Annotated in this window: 8 protein-coding genes and 2 pseudogenes; all 10 read right to left on the reverse strand. The window is 32.5% G+C overall.

Annotated elements, in window-relative coordinates:
* Nucleotides 1–133: 133 nt before the first annotated feature.
* Entirely contained in the window at nucleotides 134–631 is a 498-nt protein-coding gene (locus tag ACFO3L_RS07910; protein ID WP_048602911.1) for a DnaJ domain-containing protein, read from the reverse strand.
* Between the two features lie 435 nt (nucleotides 632–1,066).
* Complete coding sequence (locus ACFO3L_RS07915; RefSeq protein ID WP_025479636.1) at nucleotides 1,067–1,276, reverse strand: hypothetical protein; 210 nt, start codon at nucleotides 1,274–1,276, stop codon at nucleotides 1,067–1,069.
* 27 nt (nucleotides 1,277–1,303) lie between these two features.
* A pseudogene (locus ACFO3L_RS07920) lies at nucleotides 1,304–1,426 on the reverse strand (zeta toxin family protein); the annotation flags it as partial.
* A complete protein-coding gene (locus tag ACFO3L_RS07925; protein ID WP_108173770.1) occupies nucleotides 1,427–1,975 on the reverse strand; it encodes a GNAT family N-acetyltransferase in 549 nt (182 codons plus the stop codon). It abuts the pseudogene before it with no gap.
* 109 nt (nucleotides 1,976–2,084) lie between these two features.
* Nucleotides 2,085–2,948: a zeta toxin family protein gene (locus tag ACFO3L_RS07930; protein WP_379965662.1), complete on the reverse strand. Its 864-nt coding sequence runs from the start codon at nucleotides 2,946–2,948 to the stop codon at nucleotides 2,085–2,087.
* Nucleotide 2,949: 1 nt separating this feature from the next.
* Nucleotides 2,950–3,222, reverse strand: coding sequence for an antitoxin (locus tag ACFO3L_RS07935; protein ID WP_000301765.1), 273 nt, complete (start codon nucleotides 3,220–3,222; stop codon nucleotides 2,950–2,952).
* A 16-nt stretch (nucleotides 3,223–3,238) separates the two neighbouring features.
* The gene (locus ACFO3L_RS07940) at nucleotides 3,239–3,454 is read right to left on the reverse strand and encodes a peptide-binding protein (protein WP_001835296.1); all 216 of its coding nucleotides are present in this window, start codon (nucleotides 3,452–3,454) and stop codon (nucleotides 3,239–3,241) included.
* Nucleotides 3,455–3,545: 91 nt separating this feature from the next.
* Nucleotides 3,546–4,442, reverse strand: coding sequence for a ParA family protein (locus tag ACFO3L_RS07945; protein WP_002304405.1), 897 nt, complete (start codon nucleotides 4,440–4,442; stop codon nucleotides 3,546–3,548).
* A gap of 102 nt (nucleotides 4,443–4,544) precedes the next feature.
* Nucleotides 4,545–4,805 (reverse strand): annotated as a pseudogene (locus tag ACFO3L_RS07950) (topoisomerase DNA-binding C4 zinc finger domain-containing protein); the annotation flags it as partial.
* Nucleotides 4,806–4,974: 169 nt separating this feature from the next.
* On the reverse strand, nucleotides 4,975–5,712 hold the full coding sequence (gene erm(B) / locus ACFO3L_RS07955) for a 23S rRNA (adenine(2058)-N(6))-methyltransferase Erm(B) (protein ID WP_002292226.1): 738 nt from the start codon (nucleotides 5,710–5,712) through the stop codon (nucleotides 4,975–4,977).
* Nucleotides 5,713–5,792 lie beyond the last annotated feature (80 nt).

Raw genomic sequence — 5,792 nt, forward strand, 5'->3', positions numbered from 1 at the left:
AAAAGTAATTGTAAGCTGCCGTGAGGCAGTTTCACATGGTTTTAATTAAAAGTATGAATTATTCAGGTTCAAAATTTATTTTTTTTATTTTAATATCCACTCTAAAACTTCCTTTCTGATAAACTTACAAGCCTTAATTGGCTTGTAAGTATTTTTTTTCTTCTTTATCTTCCTTCACCTTTTGACTTCCATACATTCCCCTTATTGTGTCCATATCATAATTTTTTCGACTACGTTTTTTATAATCGCTTGGTGCTTTATACCATGCGTATTTTTTTGGTGAATAACGAAATTCTAGGGATTTTATGTCGTCCTTATAAGGTTTTGTGTTGCCTGTTAACCATATAAAAGTTCCCACGATTTCAATTGATACACCGTCCATTTTCAGATTGAAAAGTTGATTTATAATGTCCTTAAATTGTTCGGGCGTTTCAGTCGTTTCTTTTGTATAGGTTTCGCCGTCTTTGTTCTTGTGAGTGTTTTTAAGTTTGCTAAACAATTCATCATATTCATTGTTTAGTTGCGCCATTTCTTCATTGCTACCACCACAATCGGGGTGCAATTTCAAAGCTAATTTTTTGTAGGCTTTTTTCAATTCTTCCAATGTTTCAACGTTTTTAATGTATTTCATTTTTATCATTCCTTTTCTTTTTGATTTTTGGCTTTTTGACAACCATTTTTGTTAGGCGTTTGAGGAAGTGAAGCTGTTTTCCTCATGTTTTAAAAGCTAGAAATAAATTACAGTGTATGCTCCTTTCTTTTTTCGTTTTGTTGGTTCATTTTCGCCAGTGTGTTCGTGTCGTTTGCTGTGACGAGTACGCAACATAGACACAAAGAAAACACAAGGGCGAGCTTGCTCGTTTATATACCCTTGTGTTTTCGACTGGATATGTTAAGGTAACAAACAGTAAATGGCACGTTACAGACTGCAAAATGTAGCAACTGAAAAAAGAAAGAATGCTGTTGTGTGCTTTATTTCTCGATCAGCTTTTAAAAAATGAGGAAAATTTTATAAAAAATAGGGCAGTTACCTTTTTGGTAACTGCCCTATTTTTCCTTTTTTTATTTATTTAACTCTTTTTTTATTAATCGTTTTTACAAATATGTGAACTATAAAAACACCTATTAAGTAAGACACAAATACAATTACATATCCAATTAACAAATGAGAAATTGAAGCACTAGAAAAAGTTATATCTCCACTAAACAAATCTATCGAAAAACTAATTAATATATAAAAGAATGCAACGACTGCTGCTGTTGATATATTTTTCATGATCTAAGCCCCTTTCTTCTTTAATTTTTAAAGCCCTGGAAGTTTAGGTATTTTAGGTATTGGTGGTGTAGGTGGCTGCAAGCTTTCCATTTTTTGTTGAATTGCTTTAAATTCAGGGGTTTCTTGGTGTTTATTTAGAACCACATTTTGTTATTCTATCTCTAGTCTCATATAATCAATTGATTGATATTTATTTTGTCTATTTAAAAAGGCTTTAGGGTTTTCACCATATTTGATGAAATTGTATTTTTTATACAATGATATTGCACTAGTATTATTGGACACTACTTGAAGTTCTAATTGTTTGTATTGGGCTTTTTTACCCAACTCTATTATTGTAGAAAATAAGATATTGCCAATTCCAAGACCATAATATTCTTTTAAAATTGAAAGACCGATTACACCTCTATGTTTTTCCTTATCTTTTAGACTAACAGAGTTTAGGCTAGCGCTTCCAATAATTTTATTATCAATTACTGCTAAAATTTCACAAGAATTTTCGCTATCGTTTAATTTCTGGTAACTATCCATTTCTTTCTCTAAATCAAAATGAGATTCATCAGGATAGGTTGTTAAAAAATCTGTTTCACTGTGAGTTTTATTGAATAAGTGATGCAACTCAATTGCATCATTCGGATTCGCACTTCTAATAATGACATGTACTCCATTTGGAAGTATATGTTCGTAATAATATTTCATAAAGTTGTCCTTTCGTAACTATTACCAAGTTTGCTTTATTTTCCATAAAATCTGCTATTGTCGTATTATCACGTCTCCTTATTAAAGATATATTATCATATTTTAAGGTTTAAAGTCCTGGAAGCTTAGGTGTTTTGGGTATTGGTGGTGTAGGTGGCCGCAAGCTTTCCAATTTTTGTTGAATTGCTTTAAATTCAGGGGCTTCTTGGTGTTGATTTAGAACCATTTTTTGCTCTATTCGTTCTAAAGTCGGTTGAATTTCTTTACTTGATACTTTACGATTTAATTCTTTTTCTAAGGTTTCTTTTGGACTAATAGAAGGTGTTTCCAAACTTGAATAGAGTTTCACTCCTTCTCTGTTATATAGCCTTATATCGCTAAATAAGCCCGTTTTTTTAAGCAATTCTAAATTGTTAGGTAGATTTTTAACAACAATATCATGTGCTTGCTTTGGTGTTGCCCTGGCTGTCATAGGTTCATCTGCATACATGGTTTCATATCGTTCAATCGTTCCTAAATATGAGTTGATTTTAGGTACTGCCATGACATACATTCTTGTTTCATAACCTTTGGCTTGAAGCATTGTTGCAGTTTGAATGGGAACGTCTGTTGTTCGTCCTGTACCTTCAATCACCAAGTTATACCCTTGATCGCTCAAACGGCTTATGATTGCTTCTGTCATGCGATTAGAATAAGGCGTCACGTGTTTTACTACGTCTTTTTCATAAAGCTTCACTAGTTCATCAAAATTAGGGTGCTGTTGTTTAAAGGTATCATTATCAATGACAATAACATTCCCTTGTGTTTCTTCAAGAATTGCTGATCGCAAACTGGTTTTTCCTGATCCTGGTTGCCCACCAAGTAAAAAAGCGGTTGGCGATTCAACCGCTTTTTTTCCTTGAATCAATTCTTCTAAATTATCATTTAAGCGATTCTCAAATTGTTTGTCAGTAAAATTGACTATATTTGCCATATTAAGCCACTTTCTCTTTATTCAAAACTTGTTTTGAGTAACGATTCATTGACCGCCAATACTCATGAACGGCTTGTAATTCTTCTAAAGAATAATCAAAAAGATTTACACGTTTTGCAAGCTTTAATTGGTTTAATAAATTGACTTCCAATAATTGAGAGTCATTTTTATTTAATTCATGGTTCAAAACATAGTTTAATACTCGATTATAAACGCTTGCCGATAATTCGTTAATGATCTCTATTTCAAATGTTTTTTCATACGTAACTGCCATTTCATTTTCACTCCTTTTAAAGTTTGTCAGGTAAATATTTCCGTATATATTCTTCTAAGGCTTGATCCATAACTTCTTTTACGTTTCCGCCATTCTTTGCTGTTTCGATTTTTATGATATGGTGCAAGTCAGCACGAACACGAACCGTCTTATCTCCCATTATATCTTTTTTTGCACTGATTGGTGTATCATTTCGTTTTGCTTTTTGTGCGCCTAAATTTCCCACAATCACTCACTTCTTTCTATTTCTTCTTATTCTTATTTTATCATCAACAATCACAAATCACAAGTGATTTGTGATTAATCACTTGTGATTTGTGATTCTATTCTTTTTCGTTTTCTAATTGAATAATTCGCTCAAGCATTTCAAAAAATACGTTCTCATACATGGATAAAACTTTTTTGTCATAGCCTTTGTGTTCTGTAATGCCGTTTTTAGACCAGGTACTTACTTTATTACTTCGCTTGATAATATTTTGGAAAACCAAGTTATCTTCTTTATGTTGCTTGTACAGTTCTTCCAGGTTTGATTTTATCGTTGCGCTGTCCGTATCAACTAAATAAGGAACAAAACCGATCATATCTAGTCCAGGGTTAAACTGTTCTTGTAAATCAATCAAATAGGAAATATAGTTTTGAATGTTGTTTGTACTTTCTTCTTCTGCTTGTAAAGGGATCATAACGTAATCACTTGCCACGATTGCATTATTTGTATAAACGCTTGGCGTTGGTACAGTATCAATAATAATGAGATCATAGTCACTTTTTAAAGGTGCTAAAAGAGTAGCAAGCAATCTACTTTCATTTTCAAAAGTCCATGAGCGAGTTAATTTTGGCAGTAACATCAAATCAAACGTGCCAGGGATCAAGTCTAAATTATCAGTCAAATGAACAATAGAAGAAGCCAAGTTTCCATTTTTCAGTCCTTCATAAAAATTAACACGTGGCAATTCTACCTTAAATGTTTTTGCTAAGTCTTTTGTCAATGTTGCTTGTAAGTCCTTATCGATCATTAAAACTTTTAAATTAAATTTGTCTGTCAAGTAAGCAAACATAGTCGATAATTTTGACTTTCCAACACCACCTTTAAAATAATTGTTTAAGATAACAATCGCTTCATTTTTACTGTTTAAAATACGTCTTAATTCTTCAAGTATTTTGAGTTCTTCCTTCTCCATAACTACGCCCCATTCTTTTTTTGTATAGTAATATTGTATCATTAGGAATCACAAATCACAAGTGATTTGTGATTAATCACTTGTGATTTGTGATAAGTGATTTGTGATTAATATATAAAAGCCCTCTTTAAAGGGCTTTTATGCTTATTTTGAAAAAGAGATAAAATCAATATATCCCTTTTCTCCGATTTTTACAACGGCATTGTAGGACTTTCTATCTTTCGTTTTGATTCCTTTTACCAGGGTTTCTTTTCCCTCTAGTAATTCTTTTACATTTGTTTTGGTGAGTTTTTTCTTTCTAAAATGTTCAGCTAAAGTGAAGGTACATTCAGGATAATTTGAACAACCATAAAACGATTTTTTTAATACAATATTGTTGCCACACTTAGGACATTTTCCTACAAGGGGTCCCGAGCGCTTAGTGGGAATTTGTACCCCTTATCGATACAAATTCCCCGTAGGCGCTAGGGACCTCTTTAGCTCCTTGGAAGCTGTCAGTAGTATACCTAATAATTTATCTACATTCCCTTTAGTAACGTGTAACTTTCCAAATTTACAAAAGCGACTCATAGAATTATTTCCTCCCGTTAAATAATAGATAACTATTAAAAATAGACAATACTTGCTCATAAGTAACGGTACTTAAATTGTTTACTTTGGCGTGTTTCATTGCTTGATGAAACTGATTTTTAGTAAACAGTTGACGATATTCTCGATTGACCCATTTTGAAACAAAGTACGTATATAGCTTCCAATATTTATCTGGAACATCTGTGGTATGGCGGGTAAGTTTTATTAAGACACTGTTTACTTTTGGTTTAGGATGAAAGCATTCCGCTGGCAGCTTAAGCAATTGCTGAATCGAGACTTGAGTGTGCAAGAGCAACCCTAGTGTTCGGTGAATATCCAAGGTACGCTTGTAGAATCCTTCTTCAACAATCAGATAGATGTCAGACGCATGGCTTTCAAAAACCACTTTTTTAATAATTTGTGTGCTTAAATGGTAAGGAATACTCCCAACAATTTTATACCTCTGTTTGTTAGGGAATTGAAACTGTAGAATATCTTGGTGAATTAAAGTGACACGAGTATTCAGTTTTAATTTTTCTGACGATAAGTTGAATAGATGACTGTCTAATTCAATAGACGTTACCTGTTTACTTATTTTAGCCAGTTTCGTCGTTAAATGCCCTTTACCTGTTCCAATTTCGTAAACGGTATCGGTTTCTTTTAAATTCAATTGTTTTATTATTTGGTTGAGTACTTTTTCACTCGTTAAAAAGTTTTGAGAATATTTTATATTTTTGTTCATGTAATCACTCCTCGGTGTTTGTCAATATAGTTGTCGTATCTTTATTTTTCAATTATTCAAAAGAAAAACCTCCTTACAGT

This window comes from Enterococcus eurekensis, from assembly GCF_042654605.1.
Lineage (GTDB): Bacteria > Bacillota > Bacilli > Lactobacillales > Enterococcaceae > Enterococcus_I > Enterococcus_I eurekensis.